We start from the raw sequence: 21,334 nt of genomic DNA on the forward strand, positions 1-21,334 counted from the left end.
CTCTGGGTTTGGCGGAATTATCTCTGGGTTTGGCGGAATTATCTCTGGGTTTGGCGGAATTATCTCTGGGTAATCAAAAAATCCTGCATTTCAGCAGGATTTTTTGATTCATTATTGAATATGATTAGATATTTCACTCGCAATTTTTTGAAGTTCCTCTGAACTATAATCAGATTGATGTGATTTCCAAATTGCGCCGAATCCATCCCCTTTTCCATAGCGAGGAATTAGGTGTAAATGGAAGTGGAATACAGATTGTCCAGCAAATTCGCCATTATTATTTAACAAATTCATACCAATTGGTTCATAAGCAGTATTTAGGGCATTCGCAATTTTCGGCACTGCTTCAAACAGATGTCCAGCAATTTCTGAAGTTAATTCAAAGACATTCATTTTATGTATTTTCGGAATAACAAGTGTATGACCTTTTGTTACTTGGCTTAAATCAAGAAAAGCAAAGACATGTTCGTCCTCATACACTTTTGCACAAGGAAGTTCACCATTAACGATCTTACAAAAAATACAATCACTCACATCAATTCCACCTTTTCATTTTTTATTTATTATACAAAGAAATGGTGAAAGATGGAAGGCATAAGAAAAGGACGGGATTTCCGTATGGATCCCGTCCTTTGAAGGGGAAAATAGATATAGGTTTTCGTCTAATCAGCCTTTGATAAACACCTCATTTTTTCGATGAATGTGTTATAAAGCTAGTGGAGTAAATGACCTTTGTTCAACGTAATCATCCCCTTATTGTTTAAAAGTCATTTTTATATGCTTTTAAAACAGTAAGCGATCTACGACAAACACCTCATTTAATTGTTGGTGTAATACGTTGTGTCATTTTATGACTTTTCCCTAATCAGCTTATATTACGGAAATCGGTCTTTAACAACCACCCCGTTATAAGTTTGGTAAATCCCCTTCGATAATATGATGTGCAGTTTTAAAGGAGATATACACCTTTTTACAAAATGACAGTTTTCTTTTTTATTTATAGTGATAGTTAATGTTACAATAACCATAACGATTAAAGAAGGAAAGGACGTAGAAAATGTCTCTACTTGAAGTGAAAAACTTAATTGGCGGATATACGAAAAAGCCAGTATTGAAGGATATTTCTTTTTCCATCAACCAAAATGAAATTATTGGACTTATCGGTTTAAATGGTGCTGGAAAAAGTACAACGATTAAGCATATTATCGGATTAATGGAACCAAAAAAAGGATCCATTAAAATTAGCGGAAAAGAGCTGTCGACCGACCCAGATGAGTATAGAAAACAATTTTCCTTTATTCCGGAAACACCCATTCTATATGATGAATTAACATTGGATGAACATCTAAAAATCACAGCAATGGCATACGGTATAGATGAAAATACATATAACGAACGTATAACACCATTACTTAAAGAATTCCGTTTACATAAAAAATTAAATTGGTTCCCTGCCCATTTTTCTAAAGGTATGAAGCAAAAGGTTATGATCATGTGCGCATTTTTAGTAGAACCTAATCTGTATATAATTGATGAACCTTTTCTTGGACTTGATCCGCTCGGTATCCAATCCTTGCTTGATCTTATGAAGCAAATGAAAGAAAACGGTGCTGGTATCTTAATGTCGACCCATATATTAGCGACTGCAGAGCGTTATTGCGACGGATTTATCATTTTACATAACGGAACGATTAGAGCTAAAGGTTCATTGGAAGAATTGAGAGAGCAATTTAATATGCCGGGAGCAACATTGGACGATATTTATATTCAGTTAACAAAGGAAGATTCAGATGAAGAAAATTGAGAACCTTTGGATTGAAAGACTGCAATTATATTCCATCGAAATGCGCAAGTATTTAAAATACATTTTTAATGATCATCTATTGTTTGTTGCGATTTTCGCCTTGAGTGGTGGGGCATATTATTACAGCCAATGGGTAAAAACACTTGATAACCATTTTCCAATTGGGTGGGTAATGGGACTTATATTGGGTCTTGTCTTGACGATTAGTCCGATCTACACATTACTGAAAAATGCGGATAAAGTATTCTTATTGCCTCTTGAAACAAAGCTACATTCTTACTTTCGCAAAGCGATAACATTAAGCTTTCTCATACAGGCGTATATATTATTAATGGTTCTTGCCGTTTTAATGCCGATGTATGTACATTCAACAGGAGGAAGCTTCCGAACCTTTTTCTTTTATTTAATCATCATTTGGATATTGAAATATTGGAATCTTTACATGCATTGGGACATATTAAAATTTAGAGATCCACAAGTAGAAATTTCCGATTGGATCATTCGATTCGCTTTAAACACAATATTTGTGTTTTTGCTCGTTGAAAATACTCCCTTTTGGTACATTGGAGTTTTAGTACTTCTCTATTTAAGTGTCTATTTATATTTCCATCGTTTGGCGAAAGGAAAAACGATAAAATGGGATTTGTTGATTGAAAAAGAAGAAAAGCGCTTGACTGGATTTTATCGGTTTGCGAATTTATTTACGGACGTTCCAAAATTAAAAGGTCAGATAAAACGCCGCAAATGGTTAGATCCTATTCTTAATAGAGTAAAATATGGTCAACAAAATACGTATCGTTATTTATTTGCGAGAACCTTTGTCAGAACAAGTGAATACTTTGGATTGTTCGTTCGATTAACCATCATTGGCGGATTAATTCTGCTTTTCAGCGATCAGCGTTATTTAATGATTGGGGTAGCTATTTTGTTTTTATATTTAACAGGGTTTCAGCTTATCCCGATGGTGCGATTCCATGAATTGAAAATATGGTTGAATCTATATCCAGTTTCAAAAGATCTGAAAAACAGTTCCTTTTTAAAGGTGATTACGCTTGTCTTAATACTTCAAGCAGTAATATTCGGGATTCTCGCTTTGATTAGTAGTTCCTGGGTAAATGGAGTCCTTGTCCTTCTAATTGGCATTGTATTTGTATTACTATTAGTGAAAGCTTATATACCATCCCGGTTAAAAAAGTTAGATACAAATTTGTAATCAAGGATATGAAACGTTTATACAGCCTAATGCGAACGCGTTCACTAAACTTATTCGTACTGAATAAAAGTCGATCACGTGTACACATTAGGCTTATCTTTTAAACATAATAGATTCAAAAGGGGTATCATTTATGGATTACGAAACAATGGTACGTTCAGAAGCAGAAATTTGGAAACGTCGTATATCAAAACGTTCAGGCATGGTAAAACGTCTATCCGAAAAAGCACAAAAAAAATTAAATCAATTTATTCCTGAAAAAGCCCATAAGTTAATCACGGAGAGCATCAAAAAAATGATTCAAACGACACTTTTCGGTTCGGACTTTTTAACAAAGAAACGAGACACATCTGCATTATCATTAGAAGAAAAAGAAAAGCAAATAAAGGAAAAGCTTGGAGTGTACAGAAAAACAGCTGTTGTGGAAGGAGCTGGAACAGGTGCAGGCGGCATTTTACTCGGCCTAGCTGATTTTCCGCTGCTGCTTTCCATTAAAATGAAATTTTTATTTGAAGTAGCTACAATTCATGGTTATGATACATCTAAATATGAAGAACGATTATTTATTTTAAATGTATTCCAATTGGCATTTTCAAGTGATGAACACCGCGGGAAAGTGCTATCTATTATAGAAAATTGGGATCAAGAAAAAGTGCATTTAATGGATGTAGATTGGCGTACATTGCAGCAAGAGTATCGTGATCATCTTGATTTTGTAAAAACGCTGCAGCTAGTACCGGGAATTGGTGCTGTTGTTGGGGCGTATGCTAATTATAATTTAATTGAGCAGTTAGGAGAAACTGCTCTTAATGCGTATCGGATTAGAATATTGAATCATTCTATTAAGAAAATTGAAACTGAGTAAAAAGCTTAGTGGACTTCATGAGTTGAGCGGACTCCAGTTCCGTTATCTGTGACAAAATGGCTTATTTTCCGTTGTTTGCGGACACACGTTCCGTTATTAGGCAAAAAAGCATTGATTTCCTTGTGTTTTTCCGCCAATAGCGGAATCAGTGTCCGCTAAACGCTTAAATAAAGGACATTTTGTTAAAATAACGGATTCTGTGTCCTCATACCCCCTAATCACTATTATTAATTCTTTATAAAAAATAGAAACCGAGTAAAAGTTTACTCGGTTTCTTTAGTGGTATTTAATTATGAAAAGTAGGCTTATAGAAAGAACGATTTTCCAAAGCAAAGATTCTTTCCGAAAATTCTCCCGGCTTCACATGTTTTAATGCACGATCTAACATATTCATCTTCGCATCGACATTATCAATATAGTGAAGTATTTCGGCTTCTTTGATCATTGGAGTCTTGGCACTACCCCATTCAAGCTTCCCGTGGTGGCTAAGTACCAAATGCTGAAGCACCATAACTTCTTCACCATGAATATTAAGTTCATCCGCCGCTTTACCAATTTCATTGACCATTATCGTAATGTGGCCTAATAAATTCCCTTCTACTGTATACGTAGTCGAAATCGGTCCTGACAGCTCCATTACTTTTCCTAAATCATGGAGGATGATACCGGAATATAATAAATCCGTGTCTAAGGAAGGGTATAAATTAGCAATTGCTTTTGCTAAATTGAGCATGGATACAACATGGTATGCAAGCCCTGATACAAATTCGTGATGGTTTTTTGTTGCTGCTGGATATTCTAGGAATCCCTTATTATATTTTTTTAATAAATGTCTCGTAATTCTTTGGAGATTGGGGTTTTTCATTTCGAAAATAAATTGAGTTATTTGACTCATCATCTCATCTTGACTAAGCGGTGCTGTCTCTAAGAAGTCTGAGATTTGAACATTATCCTGTGGGTTTGCAGGGCGAATTTGGCGTATTCTTAATTGCATCCGTCCGCGATAATTTTGAACATCGCCGTTCACCTTCACAATTGTTTCCGGCTTATAGGCCTGTTCATCAGTCTCAGAAATATCCCATAACTTTGCTTCTATATCGCCAGACCGGTCCTGTAATACTATTGATAAAAAAGGTTTCCCATTACTGGCAATTCCTTTTGTAGATGATTTTACAAGTAAAAACAATTCGATTTGTTCTCCGACTTCAAATTCCATAAGTCCTTTGGTCATCTGTTAAACCCCCGTTTCTCGCTTCTTTAATGTTTACACCGAGTATACCATAATTTGCATAAAGATTACTTTTTAAAAATTATCCAATTGCTTCTACTTTTTGCTGAGATCCCTTTAAATCTATAATTGTATCATGAGAAAATTCTTGTAAAAGATGCTGATGACAGGTAAAAAACAGTATCTGGGTTGTTTTGCTGATTTCTTTTAATAATTCCAGAACTTTATTCGTTCTTTTATTATCAAAGTTTACAAAGCTATCATCGATAATAATTGGAAAAGGATATTCATCTTTTAATACTTGAACAAGTGCAAATCTTATAGCCACATATAATTGCTCTGCGGTTGCCTGACTTAACTCTTCCGGAGCAAAAATCATACGATCCTTTCTTTCCACCACAATTTTTCCGTCTTCCTGCAAATGTATTTGTACATACTCTTCATTTGTAAGCAGTCGTACATAGCCTTTCGATTTTTCCATTACTTTCGGAAAACGGTCCTTTTTTTGCCGCTCCATTGTTAGATTTAGCATTTGCTTTGCAATCGCCACTTTTGCCCATTGTTTTGCTTTACTATTGAAGTGATCCCTTAACTGATAGAATTCATGGAGTTTTTCTGTATACGTTCCACCTTCTTCTAATACAGCAATTTCATAATTTACTTGTGCAAATTCCTTATGAAGGATATCCAGTCTTTTCGAGTTTGTTTGAACAAGATCAGCGAGTTTTTGATTTTCCATTTCAAGCTCATCCACAGAATCTATTTCAACATCTGTAAAAATATTGTGATTGAATTTTTTCTCTAAAATGGCAAGATTGGATTGAAGTTCTTGAAATTCATTGTATACTTTCGCTTTCTTGCGGAAATCCTCTTTATCCTTTGCACCTGCGTCCTGTAGGAGTTCTTCCATAGCATTATTCAGAGCTGTATTTTCATTTGACCATTTTCGTTCATCGTTTTTTAGTTCTTCGATTTTTACATAAATCTCCTTATATTTCCCTTGGTAATCTTTTGCTTTGTTCAAATCGTTCTTTATTTGAATAATAGCTTCGTTTATCGGCAATGCTTGTTCGGTATCTGTTTTAGTGAGCTCTTCAAGCTTACATTCCCATTCCTCGTATTTCGCTTTTACTATATTGTAATTTTTTCCTCTTTGTTCTTTATTTTCAACTATCTTAGAAAGCTCCGTTAATATTTCGAAAGCATCAGAAAGCTGATCAGATGAAAATTGGCTTGGTAACCTCAACTCGTTTTTTATATTGTTAAGAATTTCCTCAGCTTCTTTCCATTCTAGTTTCCAATGTTCTAATGCTGTATGAACACTTTCAACACGATTTTGCTGTATTTCAAGCTGCAGAAGCAGATCCTTCCATTTCTGTCTTAAATCTAATTGACTTGCATATTTTTCCGAATGGTCATGATTTTTTTCTTGTTCACCCAACTGTTCCAATAAATCCTTTTCTCTTTCTTGTAATTTTGAAAGCTCCCGAAAAGAACTCTTCCGCTTTCCTTTCTCCAATCGAGAAGAAACCAATAGAAAGACAATTCCTATTAAGGCGAAAATCGCAAGGAAGCTTTGCTTAGATAGAAAACTGTATACTACTAAGCAAACTAAAAGAAGGCTGAATATTATAAGACGAAATCCACTGGCAAACGATTGATTATTCCCTCTTGCCATTTTCAACATGTGAATTTGTTCTTTGACATGCTGACATTCTAACTGTAATTGTTCCAAACGATTTCGATTCTTTTGATTTTCAGAGAGCTTACGAAACTCGTCTTCTGGAATTAGTCTGTCTTCTATCATTTCAATTTTCGATTCAATCTCAGCTAAAGACTTCTTCTCCGCCTCAGCTTGCTTGGATAAATCCTTTTCACGGGTGCTTAAAGCGAAATAATCTTTTGTAGCTTTCTTTATACGCTCCTTCATCCCAATTCCTAAATCTATGGTTCCTAGCTTGTCGATATCCATATCGTTATAGTGAATATCCCTCGCCAGTCTTTTCATTTGCTCATCTATTTCTTCTAATTCATATGTTAATCTTTGCAACTGGTCTTGCCATTCCTGTGCTTGCGACCATCCGTCCACGATTATCTGAATGACAGATTCGTTTTCCAATATTACAGAATCTGGTATAACCGTTTCTAGTTGTGTTTCAAAAGCTATCTTCCGTTCCTGAATGGTTGTTAAATAACTGGTTAAGGTACGCAATTGGTCTTCGAAATGCTCTAATCTACTTAAGCCATCAATCGGGAATTTTACTTCCCCTATTTCCTGCAAACGCTTATTAATTTGTTCTCTCTCTTGATGAAGTGGCCATTCTTGAATTTGCTGGTTCAAGCTTTGCATATTTTGTTGATACTTATGTATTTGATCCTTCAATTCTTCTATCTCTTGTTGCATTTGCCAAGCTTGCTGTTTTAACAGAGTATAGGATTCATTCTGTTTCTTTCCTTTTTTCAGTTCGACATCCTTTTCCTTTAGGCTATCTAGCAATTGATTAAGTTCAGGCTTGCGTCCATTTGGTTTAAAAAGTGCATCCAATTCCTTTTGCAGCTGCTGCTCCGAATTCATTAGCGTATCCGTTCCAAATGTACCTGCCGCTATTAAATACCTACTAATGTCTTCTCCTTTCATCCTTCCGACATCTTGAATCCCGTGGATATTGAAGGAAAAAATGGATTGGTACATACGCCTGTCCATCCCATTTAGAATTTCACTTAAAAGATCATCACTTCCGACAGTACCATTCTCTAAGATAACCGTTACATCCCCTACCGCTTTGCCTCTTATCCGTTCCACCGTAATTTCTCCGTGTTCCTTTGTTTCTAATACTAATTTCCCTCCATATTTCCCGCTATTTTTCGGTTCGTAGCGGAGTTCTGTCTGTTGTTTAGTCGGGAACCCAAATAAAATACTATGAAGAAAGGACATCAGTGTTGATTTACCAGCTTCATTTTCACCATATATAACCTGCAGAGGAGTAACGGACGGAAAATGAAAATCGGTTAGTTTTCCATATCCATATATATAAATTTCTTTAATTTTCACCTTTTCCACCTCCTGTTACGATTTTGAACTTAACAATTGTGTTAGCATTTGCCCCGCGTCTTTTAAAAGCTCTGTTTTGTCCTCAATAGAAAAATTGTCTAAATACTTGCTACTTCTAATATGTGTATACAATTCCCCGATTGCTTCTTCAAAAACAGCATTATCATCCAACACATCTAATGTTCTATCTAATTCATTTTTAAAAGATGGATATTCACTTAAAAAAATTGCATCCTTTTTAGAGCTATTTTGTTTCACTTGATAGGTCCAAACAAAATTATCTTCGTGTTCTTCTCCATCTTGAAGACTTTCTAATAACTCACCGTTAGTAATTTTTTCGAGTGCTTTTACCTCTAAATTGTTCGTATCCACAATTTCCAAGCGAAGCAATATTGCTTGATCCTTTTTACGAATATTCTCCAAAACCTCTTTACATTTTAAAAACAGTTCATGAAAATAACTGCTCTCTTTCGCGGATAAGGTTATGGATTCCCAAATAATATCGGAGGTTTCAATAAATTCTAAGGTGGTTTCATGTTTTGACAAAGTGACGGTAAAACATCCTTTCATTGCTTGTTCCTTCGAATTGCGACCTTGTACATTTCCAGGATAGACAATATGCGGGTCCTCGTGTAAAATTTGCTGCTTATGAATATGACCAAGTGCCCAATAATCCATCTCCTTTTCTAGCAAATCGCGGATAGAAAACGGAGCATAAGGCTGATGGTGCGTACTTCCACCTTCACAATGACCATGAAGAATCCCTATGTGAAGATCACCTTCAGGAACTTTTTTGTACAGTTCCACTTTGCTATCTGTTACATGTCTTTCGGGGTAGCTAAATCCATATAAATGAACCTTGATACCTTTATTTGTAATATACTCCATTGTCTCTACTTCGGAGGAAAACACATGAACATTGTCAGGCATTTCAATGGTTGTCCAATGCCCTCCCAGATGGTCATGGTTTCCATGTATGATAAAAACATCGATGCTTTCCTTTTGAAGTCTTTCCATCTGTTTGCGCAATCTTGCTTGTGCCTTAATGCTGCGGTCTTCCCCATCATATAAGTCACCGCTAATGATGACAAAATCAATCTTCATCGAAATGGCAGCATCCACTATCTTCGTAAAAGCACGAAATGTACTCTCTTGTATTCTTTTAAAAATTTCTTTCGGCATATATTGCAAACCAACAAAAGGGCTATCCAGATGAAGATCTGCACAATGAATAAATGTGATATTTCCCAAAGGAATACGCCTCCTCTCGAATATACGTTCTCTATTTTTTATTATAAACAAAATTTTAGATTATAAAAGGTTATAAATAGAAAAAAACACCTCAAAAGGTGTTTTTTCCACTGATTTTATCTATTTTTAGACATTTGTAATGCATTCTTAATATTTTTCAATGAATTCGATTTACCGTATAGAAGAACACCTCCGCGGTAAATTCGTGCACCGATCATTCCTATAATAGTAATTGAGATAACAAGGATTACGATTCCTACTATTCCATTCCATGCTGGGAGATTCAGCATACCAATTCTCATGAACATAATCATCGGTGTGAAGAATGGAATAAATGATGTAACAGTAACAAATCCGGATTCAGGATTATTTAATCCAAACATTGAGATGAAAAAGCCTATCATGACTAAAAATGTCATTGGCATCATCATCTGCTGTGCATCCTCGGACCGACTAACAAGGGACCCAAGAAAGGCTGCCAAAGTGGCGAAAAGTAAATACCCTAACAAGAAGAATATCACTGCATAAAGAATAGTCGACACTGGTGTACTGGAAAATCCAAATGCTTCAAAAAATCCACCAGTCATATCTTTTAAATTTTGTTTGATTAAAAAATACCCAACAAGAAGCAATACGACCATTTGTGTTAATCCTAAAAGGGCGACACCAAATATTTTTGCAAACATTTGCTTCGTTGGCGATGCGCTTGAAATAAGAATTTCCATTACCCGCGATGCCTTCTCTGTTGCTACTTCCATTCCGACCATGTTGGCATAGAAAAGGACGGAAAAATAAATAGCAAACAATAAGATATAGACAAGACCTCTTGCTTGTGCAAGTTCTTTTTCGGATTTGGCATTTTCTCCTAAGCTTACCTTTTGAAACGATATCGGGCTATTTAATAATGTTAGTTTTTCCGGAGTCAGCTTTAAACTTGTTGCAGCCATCATCGTTTTAACTGTTTGCAGTGCTTGTTTTACAGCATTTATCGTACTTGAATCTGTAATGGTTTTTGCTTTGTAAACAGCACTTGGCATTTGATTGGAATCAAGGGTTATTACCATATATCCATCATATTTACCGTCTTTAATATTTTTTTGGAGCTCATTTTCAGATTTTTGTACTTTTTCCAAATGTATATCTTTATCCACAGCTTTTAATTGGTTTTCAAACGGCTGAAAGACACCATTGGTTTCGTCAATAACAGCAATCTTCTTCTCCTTATCACCGCTACTGAACAAGTCGATAATTTTGCTCATATTTCCTAACAGCAAAACACCGGCAAGCATAATGATAGAGGTAATAATAAAAGACTTGAATTTTAATCTCGTGATATAGGTGTGAGATAGCATAATCCAAAATTTATTCATAGGAAGCACCTACCTTTTCTATAAAAATATCATTCAAAGAAGGTTCCTCTAATGCAAATTTGCGTATAAAGCCTTTGCCGCTTATTTCGGAAAAAATCGATTGGGATACTTCCTCTGATGCTATTTGCAGATATGCACCCTCTGATGTCTTCTTCCATTTTACAACGCCATCAACATCCTGCAAAAAGCTAAGATCAAAATCTGCATGGATAGTCACATTTTTCTTTCCAAATGCTCTTTTTATTTCCTTTAGGCCGCCATGAACGACCGGGCTACCGTGATGCATGATACAAAGGCTTTCACATAACTCTTCAACATGCTCCATTCTGTGACTGGAAAATACAATGGTTGCTCCATCATGTTTCAAGTCGTTAACAGCTAATTTCAGCAGCTCTACATTTATCGGATCTAGACCGCTGAATGGTTCATCCAAGATTAACAGCTGTGGTTTATGAATAACAGAGGCAATAAATTGAATTTTTTGCTGATTCCCTTTTGAAAGTTCCTCCACTTTCTTATTTTCATATTCTGGTACATGGAATCGATTCAACCACTGTTTCAATTCTTTTTCCGCACTTTGTTTATCCATTCCTCTTAATCTTGCTAAATAGATAAGTTGATCTTTCACCGTTTGCTTTGGATAAAGCCCACGCTCTTCTGGTAAATATCCAACGAGTGAGCTTGCAGCTTCATTAATTTGCTTCTGGTTCCAGGTAATCTCACCAAGATTGGGAGTTAAGATGCCTAAGATCATACGAAAGGTTGTTGTTTTTCCCGCACCATTAGCACCTAAAAATCCAAATATCTGCTGTTTCGGAATCGTTAATGATAAATCATTGACAGCGGTAAAATGGCCAAATTGTTTTGTAACATGATTTATGTTTAAAGACAAAATGAAAATCCTCCTTTATATTGCATTCACAATCTCCTTTACGGAAGAATTACGAAAAGGTTCCTTTCTATTCTACTACAATATGGTATTTAAATTGATCAAATATTGTAAAATCTATGATAAACTATAATTAACATGTATCAATGAAGGAGGAGCAACCATGCCTAACTATAAATTAACAGCATTTGAAGCCAATGGGGAAAAATTATGCGATGAAACATTTGAGGCTACAAATGACAATGAAGCTAAGAGAATAGGTGAATCCATTTTAATAGAAAAAGGAGCACTCGAAAAAACGCATCGATGCACCTCCCCTTCTGGAAAATTATTATTATTCCATCGATGAATCGGCCTTTTTTAGGTCGATTTATTATTTTCCTAGAAATTCCGGGTTTCCCCTTATGTTTTCCGAACGATCTATACTTTTCTGACAGGTTCTAGGCATATTTTCCTTCCATTTTACGAGGTAGATGACCTTTCGTCAGTTTTTTCGATTTAACTGGCACGTTCCACTCCTCATCGTGACCTTTCCTCTGCTTTTCTCCCGGCAACGGGCACATTCCCTTCCTCATTGTGACCGTTCCTTTGCTTTTTTCGCGACAACGGGCATTCCCTTCTTCATCGTGACCTTTCCTCTGCTTTTCTTGCGGTAACGGGCACATTCCCTTCTTCATTGTGACCGTTCCTTTGCTTTTTTCGCGACAACGGGCACATTCCCTTCTTCATTGTGACCGTTCTTTTGCTTTTCTCGCGACAACTGGCACGTTCCACTCCTCATTATGACCGTTCCTCTGCTTTTCTCATGACAAAGAGCACTTTCCCTTTCACATTGTGACCGAACCTCTGTCATCGCCACGGCAACAAGTACATGCCGACTTTCACTTTGACTGTTGTTCAGATTCTAAACGACATTTCCCACATGTTTTCCAAGTGAAATGTCCTTTTGACTTAGGATTTCCAAACAAAAAGACAGGTATGCCGCACTGGCACCTGCCTTCTAAGCAACAATTATTTTATTACGTTCATTTTCTTTAAAAACTCTATTGGCGGTTGCTTTCGAAAATGTTCCTTCACCATATAGGATACTCCATTTTGATTATTGGATCGAGTTATCCAATCAGCCGTCTTTTTTAATTTTGCAGACGCATTTCCCATTGCTACTCCAAGACCTGCCCATTCTAATAATGGCAGATCATCAATACCTGAGCCAATTGCAACCACTTCTTCCCGCCCAATATTTAATTGTTTACATACATATAAGAGCCCCTTAAGCTTTGACACACCAGTAGGTACAATTTCCAATTTTGTATCGTCGTTTTCAATACAATCTACTTCGTGGAACATTTCCTTTATAGCCTTAGTCGCATCATGCAAATCCTCTAAATCATTAAAGATTACCTCTATTTTTGGAGGTGCAACTGGTGTTTCTCTTAATTTTTCAACTAATGAATCAACATATTGTTCCGAATAGGAATAACGGTTCGATGATTGAAACACAATTTTGCCCATTAAATTGCTAGGCATTTTACTCTTATTGCCAAGGGTGAAATCCTCATGGACTAGACGAATTTGGCATCGAAATGCTTCTAAAAATCGAACCAAGTCAATGGTTGAGTTCTCACTTATTTTTTTAACTAATATTGGGTTTTGTTTTTCATTTGCAATAAATGCACCTTGATGTGTCACCAATGGTGCATTTACTTTTAAAGTATTTCCCAGCCTGCTTGCAGTTGAAAAATTTTTCGAAGTAACAATGGATACATAAATCCCTTTTTCAACTGCATACTCTACTGCTTCCTTCGTTGCTTTATTTAAACGCCCACCCGTGTTCAACAAAGTATTATCGATATTCAGCGCAAGCAGTTTATAAATCATAGATGTACCTCCTCTTGTTTGCAGCATTACCACTTTGTTTCTATAAACTTATGTGTTTTTTTTACAGTCTAGAACTTTTTGAAAGGGATTAGTTTGAATGGGAAAAAAGAACAAAACAAAAGGGCAACCCGCAAGCGATGGACACTTTTTGGGTTACCCTTTTTCGTTTATTAACTCATCTTTCCGTATAATTCATCAAGTGGCTTCATAACAATTTTATTCACTTCATTAATGACAATGCTCATTTGTTGTTCAGCATCCATTAATTGTACGATTTTTTGATTTTGTTGCACCATTGCTGCTACACTTTGTGCCTCTTGTACTTCATTCTGTGAAATGTTTTGACCTGACATTTGCTTTTCTTGAAGCTTCATTTGGATATTACGAAAATGGTCGAATAATTTTTTCGCAGCCGGATCCTTTCTTATTTCCTCATATCTAGCTTGTAATGTTTTATATTCTTGACTATTTTTTAGTGCATTTTCTAATTCATATGCAATATCGTAAAAATTTGTTGCCATTAATAAAACCTCCTCTAAGATCTCTTACCCACTATAACAAAGTATGGGCATTCTATCCAATCTGCTACCATAATTTGAATGTTTCGGTTCGAAAGCCTAGCAACAGCATGCAATTCCACATGAACTGTACATGTTAAGCTTTCATCCACACAAAAAATTATATGAATTACACAAAATAATAAGCAAAATCCCTATAAGGTATACTGGGGAAACCAATTTAAATTCCACTTATAGAAAAAAATGAACCAAATAAGAATAAAATACATACGATATCAGCAAGAGCCCAAAAAATGATTTTTTTAATGAGGAAAATGTTTATGAGCTTACAAGTTTCTCTTCAAAGTTCGAATGAATTGGCAGGACATACGCCTACTATTCAAATCCCTTTATGGATCATTAGACAATTAAATATACCTATAAAAAAAACAATCCAAATTCGAGCTGGAAACAAATGTATATTAGCAAACTTGCTTTTATTAGAGGAAGAAAAAAATAAAAATCTAATAATGAATCAAAAACTCTACCAACAATTATCACTTCCATCTATAACTTTCGAAATAACGGCAAATTACCAAAATCATGCGCTTTGGATTGGACCATTTATCGCTGTCTTAACAGAGATAAAGTCTAGCAAGAATGAGTCTCCTATCTTCGGTTCCATCCATGAATTTTGCAAAGAACTTCATCATTATAGCCAACAAACGGGAGCCGTTGTTTATATTACTTCCTTTACCAAGTACCCACACAAAGGATACTACCTTATGGATAGTGGTTGGGTTGAAGCAAGTATTCCATATCCAGATTTTATCTATAATCGAATTCATTCAAGAATTACTGAAAAAGGGAAGTTATTCAAACAAACAGCGCTGGAATGGGGAAAAAACAAATCCATCCTCTTTAATTCTTGCTTTCTATCAAAATGGGTAGTTCATGAGAAATTTAAAAAATCCAACCAGCTTCAATCTTTCTTACCAAAAACATACCTTTATGATAAAGAAAATTTTCCTGAGTGGTTGTATCAATATAAGGATCTTTTTATCAAGCCTGTAAATGGAAGCCAAGGACGGGGGATTATCCATGTATTTCAAAACAATAATGAGATTATGATAGAACGAACCAGTTTATCTCTACCGAACAAGTTAAGATATCAATCAGCCGTTCAAGCAGCTTCAGACATCCGTAAATGGATTAATAAAAAAGCATTTATTATTCAAGAAACACTTCCATTAATTACAATCGAGAATAAAAAAATTGATTTTCGTTTTTTATGCCATAAGATTAATAATTTCGAATGGAAAATTACATCTGCAGTGGGACGTATATCTGCTGATGACCAATTTGTATCAAATATCGCTCAAGGTGGTACTTTATCTCGCCCTATGGAAATATTAAACAACCATTTCACTAAGGAAAAAGCAACTCTCACAAATCAGCTGATGAAGGATTTAGCGCTAGAAGTTTCAAGGGTAGTGGATCAAAGCTTTGATGGATTATTTGTAGAATTAGGCATCGACATTGGAGTAGATATAACAGGAAAACCATGGTTAATTGAGGTAAATTCAAAGCCATCAAAACAAATGGACACTGTAAAAAATCTGATACGCCCTTCTGCAAAGGCTATTATTAATTACTGCAATAACAATTGGAAAGAAAGGAGTCACAATGATGATAACGTTGGGGATTTTAACGCTCCATCCACATGAAAACAATTCCTATTTTGATGAAATTGCTAAACGAGCAAAACAATACGAAATAGATATTTATCTCTTTTCGCCAGAAATGATTAACCCTACTTCCTTACTAGTAAATGGCCTCTATTATGATTATGACCAACAGAGATGGCAAGAAAAGGAGTATCCGATTCCGGAATTTCTTTATGATCGCTGCTTCTATGGTGAAGACCGCAAATCAAATGAAGCCCAAGCAATCGTTTCATGGTTAAAATCTAGAAAAGATAATAGATTCCTAGGCTATGGTTTGCCAAACAAATGGAGATTATACGAAACACTGATCAAAAGCCCTGATATTGCCCCTTACTTACCAATTACCAAAAAAGCCTCTAGCCCTGAAAAAATAATTGCAGCAATCAAGCAATATAACGAAATTATCTTGAAACCGATAGATGGTGCACACGGATATGCTGTTTATTCGCTCAAGCTTATCAATAATACTATTAAAATTCAAACAACCAAGCAAGAAAAAGTGATTGAAAAAACGTTTACGAATCATGAACAAGCAAAAACTTGGTTAGAGAAATTGCTCACAAAACAAATATTCCTCATCCAGCCTAGATTAGATAATCGAGATAAGACAGGAGCCCCTTTTGATCTACGGCTTTTAATACAAAAAGACGGAAGCGGTAATTGGTTAGAAAGAGGCAAAGCCATTCGCATCGGTAGTGAAGATGGCTTATTAACAAATATTTCAGCCGGTGCCAGTGTGCATTCCTACGAATTATGGCGTTCAAAAGCTACCGGATTCAACCACTTCTATTTAGAAAATGAAATTGAGGAATTGCTATCGATACTTCCCTCGCAATTAGAGACGATGTTCCATCCATTATTTGAGCTCGGTATTGATATCATTATTGCCAAGGATCAATCTATTTGGGTTTTAGATATAAATTCTAAACCGGGCAGAAAAATTATTAGTATGACAAATCCTGACCATATGGAATCTATATATGAAGCCCCACTTGTATATTGTCAGTATTTAGCTACGAATATCAAAACACCTATAGAAGATTATTAGGAGGTATGACCATGCCTACCCGCTATAACATAGAATTTTTTGATCAATCAAGCCTAAAGCTTTATTTTCCTGTGAATATGAATCTAAAAAATCAATTGCAAAAAATCTCCTTTGGCTCCAATATCATAGAAACAAAATGTGAACGACAACCAAATGGCCGCAATATCATTTCCATAAGTAAGGGACTGGCGCAGAAGCTCCAACTACCAGAATTCGTTAGGTCTATATATATATTCGAAACAGATGATCTTCTCGTTATTGGACCTCTAGTCGGAATCTTTTCTTCCGGATTTACACCATATCAAATAAAGCCGATTGGCGAAAGAACCTCTATATTTGAAAAGCTATTATCAGTACAATCTTCCGTCGGTGTCGTCCCATTTTTATTTGGTGAGCAGCATATTGATTGGGACCAAGGGATGATAGAAGGATTTTTCTATACGAAAGATGGCTGGGAGACAAGAAAGGTACCTTTTCCTAATGTAGTATATGACCGATTGCCGAATAGAAGAAGTGAAAAACGACGAGCGACACAGGATGTAAAAGAAAAGCTTAGCCAAGAATATATGATTCCATGGTATAACCCTGGATTTTTCAATAAATTAGATGTGTATGAAAGATTATTACAAAGCGACATTGCTGAAAAATATTTACCAGAAACGTTTCCTTTTTCCTCTTTTTCACAAATTGAACAAATGCTTTCGAAGTATGGTCATGTTTATATAAAGCCAATGAATGGAAGCTTAGGTCTCGGGGTACATCAAATTCTTTATCACCGCGAAGAGCAAGCCTATTATTGTAGATATCATGATGAAACTAATCATTTAATCAAATTTAAATCATTAGAAGCATTAATGAAAAAAGTATTTGGCAAGAAAAACCTTGACAGAATGGTTATACAGCAAGGAATCCTATTGAGGAGATTTAATCAGCTACCAGTTGATTTCAGGGTACATGTCAATAAAAACAAAGATGGCGAGTGGAAAGTAAGCGCAATAGCAGCTAAGGTTGCTGGAAATGGTAGTCCTACTACACATATAAAAAATGGAGGAAGTATTAAAACAATCGAAGAGGTTTTCGATAATGCAGACGAATGTCAAAATTATAAGCAAAAGCTAGAGAAAGCAGCATTAGATCTAGCTGGTATTATTGAAGAGCAAATGGAAGGAATAGTTGGGGAAATTGGGTATGACTTTGGGATCGACACAAACGGCGATATATGGCTATTTGAAGCAAATTCTAAGCCGGGAAGATCCATTTTCACACACCCGAATCTTAAGGAATTCGATGTGTTAACACGGAAACTCTCATTATCTTTCGCAGTGTTTTTAACAGAAAAGGCAGTGAAAAAGCCTGAGGAATTGTTTTTATGAATATTTATTTTCATCCCAAAAAGAATACTTTCGTTCATATAGATAAAAAGAATGGACCATATTTTTGGGGTAAAAATGATGAATTTCTTCCTTGTTCGGAAGAAATTGATTCACCTCCATTTGTTTTTAAAATGAAAACAAACAAAATGAGGATTGGGCCACTAATTGGAATATTAATAAGCCGTAACAGCCGCAATGAAGTGATTGGTGACATTGATCTTTATATCGGAATTCAAAAGGAATTGCAAAAACAAGGTGGACTTTCCTTTCTTTATAGTCTTGGTAATTGTGGAAAGGATTTTATCAATGGCACTTGCTATTGCACGGTGGCTGAAAAATGGATTCAAGCAAGCTTCCCCCACCCACAGCTCGTTTATAATCGTATTTCATCCAGATTGCATGAAGAAGAAGAACCGTTTATTCAGCATGTGGAATGGATGAGGGAAAATAATATTATTTTGTTCAACCCTGGATTTATAGATAAATTTCTGATGCATCAAATTTTCTCGAAAAATCAACAACTAAAACCATTGCTACCAGAAACCATTTTAGTAGAAAAAGAAAGTCATGCTTTGCAGCAATTTTTGCAAACCCACAACAAACTGTACTTAAAACCAACGAAAAGCTCTCAAGGGAATGGCATAAAGTTATTAACCACCCAAAAGGGGAACAAGTTTCAAATTCGAACGAATGCAAAAATCGAATATTTTACCTCACTACCAATTCTCATTCGTTATTTAGAAAAACATTGTTTAAAAAAACCTTATATTGCACAAGTTGCCATTGACAGTGATTTAATAAACGGCAAAAAATATGATTTTCGAATTCTTTCCCATTTTGAAAAAGATAAATACAAAATCACAGGTATCGGGGTTAGAATGGCTAAAATGGACGGAATCACGACCCATGTTTCAAAGGGAGGAGAAATATTTCCATTCCAGCCTAGCACTCATAAAAGATTAATACATGACTTCAAAAATATGGTTGATGAATGCGGAAAATCTCTTTCGGAGGATCTTAGTTTTTTTGGAGAATTTTCGATAGATGTTGGCATGGATACTAACGGAAAGCTTTGGATATTTGAAGTAAACGCGAAACCTATGAAGTTTGATGAACTAGAAATTGAAAGAAAAAAACACGCTAAATTAATTCAGCTTTTTAATGAGCTGACAAATTATTAATGGCTGTTTTTGTATAGATTGTAGCTTTTCATAAATGGCTATAAATCCTTAATAGTCTTAGTTTCGGGTATCTTTTCTTAAATAGTTTTTTTATTCTTAACATGGGAGTTAATAAGGATTTTCTCCTACAAAATTAGCATAGTTTAAGAAAAGAACCTTATTAATACGTTATAATATAGCTATTGAAACAAATGGAGGCTGGTGTGATTGATCCAACATTTTCAGTACAAATCCTTATATTCCAATGAGAACTTACCCGGCTGGTCTTTCTCCTTTTTTTATCATAAACAAATGATTACTGGAATTTACCACCCAGACGGCATGATCGAATGGAAAATGGATGGAGTTATTCCGGACAATGAGGAAGATTTGAAAAAACAAATCCATGAAATTATGTTATTTCATGTGTATGACCATTAGAAAAGTGGAAGCGCCTTGCCCATCGGCGTACGGATTTCGTAGTCTTCGACTGAGATAAAGGAAACCGTGCTGAGGTAGTTCACGAGCTATTGAAATTGGCACTTCAAATTTCACTTGATGTTGACTTATCGTAGGGAGGAGACGGAGAAATCCGCTAGCCGATAGGCGCTAGAACTAGCCATAAATACTAGTCTTTATGGGTAAATTTACCACAAAAATATTTGTATGTAACCATTCACTCCATGCTTAAACTAAGCAAGAATATTAATTCATAAGGAGTTGTGGTTGCATGTCAATGTTTAAGGATCCGGAGTTCCTGCCGGACACGCATTATGAAGGAAAAAATAAAGCATATTTAGATGTCGACAGAATGATTAATGAAGGAATGTCTGGAGGATCTGTTCATATGCGAGATGACTCCACAAATATTGAAGAAGTCTTAGATTTCTTCGAAGAAGATCCACCAACAGAATTGAAATAAGAAACTAATCGAAAACAATCCTGCCATCAGGGTTGTTTTTTTTATGTAAATTTAATTTTTTGAAAGCTTAGCACTTTTTTAATACAATATTTCATAAGACATGTAAAATGAGGTATTGATATGATTAACCAATTAAAAAAACATTATCCAAATGCCATTGTTCAACCAATACAGCCACAGCTTGCTCATTATTTTTGCTTTTACTTAAAAACAGAAAATGTTTACATAGCTATTCCTGAAGCAGATATATCACAACCAGAACTAGAATTAATGAACACCCTTTTTCCTGTGAGTTCAAGTTCCTTACCATTAAATACAGGAAAAAAAGCACAGGATTGGTATAAGTTCCTGCTTGGCACTGAAACTGAAATACCGCATGAATCAAAAATGGAAGAGTTTCGCATTATTCAATATTCGATTTCAGGATACAAGGAAGAATTTGAATTAAAGGATATCGAAGAGGTTTTTCATAATATTTTTTCGCATAGTGTTATACCGGTTTTCACCTCGCAGACTGAAGGATTGATTGTCGAAAACAATCATCCTCTATTGCTTTCGGCTCAAGAGCTCAATTCTGCCATCCAAGTATTTGAAAGTGATTTTTATTTTAAAATCCACTTTTTCATAGGACAATTTCGATCGTTGGATTATCAGCTAAAAAAACTATACCAATTAGAGCAAAAATTATTTCAATTTGCTCTCCGGGAAATGACGGAAGAAAGAATTCATACATTTGCAAATGTTTTTCCATCATTTGCTCTTAAAAACGTCGATTCCGCCTCTAGAAAAATTTTGTATACACGAATTTTTGAAGCATTTAATGAAGATAAAGATTTAAGGAATACCATTAAACTATATTTAGAAAATAACTCCAATACGAGTCAAACAGCAAAGCAATTATTCATGCATCGCAACAGTCTGCAATATAAAATTGATAAATTTATTGAAAAAACCGGAATTGACTTAAAAAGCTTTCCGGCTGCCATCACTAGCTATTTAGTATGTCTTGATTATGGAGTTTTGACTAACAATAAAAATATGCCGAAAAACTAGTCTA

20 protein-coding genes are annotated in these 21,334 nt (G+C 35.3%); 11 read left to right on the top strand and 9 right to left on the bottom strand.

Going from position 1 to position 21,334, the window contains the following annotated elements; translation table 11 throughout:
* Positions 1 to 111: 111 nt before the first annotated feature.
* Positions 112 to 534 carry an HIT family protein gene (locus tag AC3WJF_RS13535; protein WP_492453012.1) on the bottom strand — a complete coding sequence of 141 codons (423 nt, stop codon included), beginning with the start codon at positions 532 to 534 and terminating at the stop codon, positions 112 to 114.
* A 523-nt stretch (positions 535 to 1,057) separates the two neighbouring features.
* Between AC3WJF_RS13535 and AC3WJF_RS13540 the strand changes: the two genes are divergently transcribed.
* The 3 genes from AC3WJF_RS13540 to AC3WJF_RS13550 all read left to right on the top strand — a co-directional run bounded on the left by AC3WJF_RS13540 (position 1,058) and on the right by AC3WJF_RS13550 (position 3,882).
* Positions 1,058 to 1,804 (top strand): ABC transporter ATP-binding protein, encoded by a 747-nt coding sequence (locus tag AC3WJF_RS13540; protein WP_492453014.1) that lies wholly within the window; start codon positions 1,058 to 1,060, stop codon positions 1,802 to 1,804.
* On the top strand, positions 1,791 to 3,017 hold the full coding sequence (locus AC3WJF_RS13545; RefSeq protein WP_492453016.1) for an ABC transporter permease: 1,227 nt from the start codon (positions 1,791 to 1,793) through the stop codon (positions 3,015 to 3,017). The genes AC3WJF_RS13540 and AC3WJF_RS13545 overlap by 14 nt, the downstream gene beginning before the upstream one ends.
* Positions 3,018 to 3,150: 133 nt before the next feature.
* Positions 3,151 to 3,882, top strand: a complete 732-nt coding sequence (locus AC3WJF_RS13550) for an EcsC family protein (protein ID WP_492453018.1) — start codon at positions 3,151 to 3,153, stop codon at positions 3,880 to 3,882.
* A 286-nt stretch (positions 3,883 to 4,168) separates the two neighbouring features.
* On the opposite strand, the gene yhaM is transcribed toward AC3WJF_RS13550, so the two are convergent.
* The 5 genes from yhaM to AC3WJF_RS13575 all read right to left on the bottom strand — a co-directional run bounded on the left by yhaM (position 4,169) and on the right by AC3WJF_RS13575 (position 11,675).
* The gene (gene yhaM, locus AC3WJF_RS13555) at positions 4,169 to 5,113 is read right to left on the bottom strand and encodes a 3'-5' exoribonuclease YhaM (RefSeq protein WP_492453020.1); all 945 of its coding nucleotides are present in this window, start codon (positions 5,111 to 5,113) and stop codon (positions 4,169 to 4,171) included.
* 79 nt (positions 5,114 to 5,192) lie between these two features.
* On the bottom strand, positions 5,193 to 8,162 hold the full coding sequence (locus AC3WJF_RS13560) for an ATP-binding protein (protein ID WP_492453022.1): 2,970 nt from the start codon (positions 8,160 to 8,162) through the stop codon (positions 5,193 to 5,195).
* A 15-nt stretch (positions 8,163 to 8,177) separates the two neighbouring features.
* On the bottom strand, positions 8,178 to 9,413 hold the full coding sequence (locus AC3WJF_RS13565; RefSeq protein ID WP_492453024.1) for a metallophosphoesterase family protein: 1,236 nt from the start codon (positions 9,411 to 9,413) through the stop codon (positions 8,178 to 8,180).
* 116 nt (positions 9,414 to 9,529) lie between these two features.
* Positions 9,530 to 10,783 (bottom strand): ABC transporter permease, encoded by a 1,254-nt coding sequence (locus AC3WJF_RS13570; RefSeq protein ID WP_492453026.1) that lies wholly within the window; start codon positions 10,781 to 10,783, stop codon positions 9,530 to 9,532.
* Positions 10,776 to 11,675, bottom strand: coding sequence for an ABC transporter ATP-binding protein (locus tag AC3WJF_RS13575; protein WP_492453028.1), 900 nt, complete (start codon positions 11,673 to 11,675; stop codon positions 10,776 to 10,778). Before AC3WJF_RS13575 ends, AC3WJF_RS13570 begins: the two co-directional genes overlap by 8 nt.
* A 160-nt stretch (positions 11,676 to 11,835) precedes the next feature.
* On the opposite strand from AC3WJF_RS13575, the gene AC3WJF_RS13580 reads away from it, so the two are divergent.
* Entirely contained in the window at positions 11,836 to 12,021 is a 186-nt protein-coding gene (locus AC3WJF_RS13580; RefSeq protein ID WP_492453030.1) for a YhzD family protein, read from the top strand.
* A 91-nt stretch (positions 12,022 to 12,112) separates the two neighbouring features.
* Here AC3WJF_RS13580 and AC3WJF_RS13585 read toward each other — a convergent pair whose 3' ends face one another.
* The 3 genes from AC3WJF_RS13585 to AC3WJF_RS13595 form a co-directional block, all read right to left on the bottom strand.
* Positions 12,113 to 12,349 carry a hypothetical protein gene (locus tag AC3WJF_RS13585; protein ID WP_492453032.1) on the bottom strand — a complete coding sequence of 79 codons (237 nt, stop codon included), beginning with the start codon at positions 12,347 to 12,349 and terminating at the stop codon, positions 12,113 to 12,115.
* Between the two features lie 334 nt (positions 12,350 to 12,683).
* On the bottom strand, positions 12,684 to 13,550 hold the full coding sequence (locus AC3WJF_RS13590; RefSeq protein ID WP_492453034.1) for a Cof-type HAD-IIB family hydrolase: 867 nt from the start codon (positions 13,548 to 13,550) through the stop codon (positions 12,684 to 12,686).
* 170 nt (positions 13,551 to 13,720) lie between these two features.
* On the bottom strand, positions 13,721 to 14,071 hold the full coding sequence (locus tag AC3WJF_RS13595) for a YlbF/YmcA family competence regulator (protein ID WP_492453035.1): 351 nt from the start codon (positions 14,069 to 14,071) through the stop codon (positions 13,721 to 13,723).
* Between the two features lie 317 nt (positions 14,072 to 14,388).
* On the opposite strand from AC3WJF_RS13595, the gene AC3WJF_RS13600 reads away from it, so the two are divergent.
* The 7 genes from AC3WJF_RS13600 to AC3WJF_RS13630 all read left to right on the top strand — a co-directional run bounded on the left by AC3WJF_RS13600 (position 14,389) and on the right by AC3WJF_RS13630 (position 21,330).
* Positions 14,389 to 15,774 carry a YheC/YheD family endospore coat-associated protein gene (locus AC3WJF_RS13600; protein WP_492453037.1) on the top strand — a complete coding sequence of 462 codons (1,386 nt, stop codon included), beginning with the start codon at positions 14,389 to 14,391 and terminating at the stop codon, positions 15,772 to 15,774.
* Positions 15,734 to 16,822 (top strand): YheC/YheD family endospore coat-associated protein, encoded by a 1,089-nt coding sequence (locus AC3WJF_RS13605; RefSeq protein WP_492453039.1) that lies wholly within the window; start codon positions 15,734 to 15,736, stop codon positions 16,820 to 16,822. The genes AC3WJF_RS13600 and AC3WJF_RS13605 overlap by 41 nt, the downstream gene beginning before the upstream one ends.
* A gap of 11 nt (positions 16,823 to 16,833) precedes the next feature.
* Entirely contained in the window at positions 16,834 to 18,195 is a 1,362-nt protein-coding gene (locus AC3WJF_RS13610; RefSeq protein WP_492453041.1) for a YheC/YheD family endospore coat-associated protein, read from the top strand.
* Entirely contained in the window at positions 18,192 to 19,376 is a 1,185-nt protein-coding gene (locus AC3WJF_RS13615) for a YheC/YheD family endospore coat-associated protein (protein ID WP_492453043.1), read from the top strand. Before AC3WJF_RS13610 ends, AC3WJF_RS13615 begins: the two co-directional genes overlap by 4 nt.
* Before the next feature lie 207 nt (positions 19,377 to 19,583).
* A complete protein-coding gene (locus tag AC3WJF_RS13620; protein WP_492453045.1) occupies positions 19,584 to 19,796 on the top strand; it encodes a YheE family protein in 213 nt (70 codons plus the stop codon).
* A 289-nt stretch (positions 19,797 to 20,085) separates the two neighbouring features.
* The gene (locus tag AC3WJF_RS13625; protein WP_492453047.1) at positions 20,086 to 20,277 is read left to right on the top strand and encodes a hypothetical protein; all 192 of its coding nucleotides are present in this window, start codon (positions 20,086 to 20,088) and stop codon (positions 20,275 to 20,277) included.
* 120 nt (positions 20,278 to 20,397) lie between these two features.
* The gene (locus tag AC3WJF_RS13630; RefSeq protein WP_492453049.1) at positions 20,398 to 21,330 is read left to right on the top strand and encodes a PucR family transcriptional regulator; all 933 of its coding nucleotides are present in this window, start codon (positions 20,398 to 20,400) and stop codon (positions 21,328 to 21,330) included.
* Positions 21,331 to 21,334: the final 4 nt, after the last annotated feature.

The sequence above is a fragment of the Heyndrickxia sp. FW510-T9 genome (assembly GCF_058781025.1).